We start from the raw sequence: 797 nt of genomic DNA on the forward strand, positions 1-797 counted from the left end.
CGGATCCGCTTGTTGTTGACGGTCCAGCCTTCTCGCCGGGCCGTCTTCGCTGCTCGGCGCCATCCCCATCGTGGCCGGTCGATGGAGAACTTCGACAGCCAGGCCCGCAGCTCAGCTTCCTCATCAGTGATCGCCGGTGGTTGCAGGCGCATCGTGGAGCGGTGAATGCCCACCACCTCACACGCCCGCCGCTCAGAGGCCCCGAACCGCTCGCGCAGCATTGCAGCTGCGCGGCGTTTGCGGTTCGGGGTCAGAGGTTTCCCGAGGAGATCTCCTTGAGCATGTCGATGTCGAGGGCCTGGTTGGCGACCAGCTTCTTGAGCCGAGCGTTCTCGGCTTCGAGTTCCTTGAGCCGTTTGGCGTCGTTGGCCTTCATCCCGCCGTACTGGGCCACCCAGCGATGCCAGGTCGACTCGGTGACCTCCAGATGCCGGCACACCTCGGCCAGTTCCTGCCCGGTCCCGAGCAGCGTGTTGCCCTCGGCCAGCTTGCGGATGATCTGATCCGGCGTATGCCGCCGGCGCTTGCTACCTGCCATGTCGTCGTCGATTCTTCCTGCCCAAACACTCGGACAACAGAGTCCCACAACGACTGGACCACTACGAAGGGCTCACCTCACAGGGTTCACTCCCGGACGGTACTGATGCACCGGACGTCCCGCCCTGCCAGCGCCGATCCTGCCGATCCGATGCCCCGTGATCGTCTGAAGCTACTTTGGATTAGGTCGTGTCTGTTAATTGCGGACGCGGTAGAAGGTGATGATGGCGGCCAGAGTGACTCCGCCGAGGTAGCTCAGG

The 797-nt window shown here is 63.7% G+C and carries 1 pseudogene; it reads right to left on the reverse strand.

The features are described 5' to 3' along the window. A pseudogene (locus A5733_RS26885) lies at window positions 1-538 on the reverse strand (transposase); the annotation flags it as partial. Window positions 539-797: the final 259 nt, after the last annotated feature.

Source organism: Mycobacterium sp. NS-7484 (assembly GCF_001953975.1).
Taxonomy (GTDB): domain Bacteria; phylum Actinomycetota; class Actinomycetes; order Mycobacteriales; family Mycobacteriaceae; genus Mycobacterium.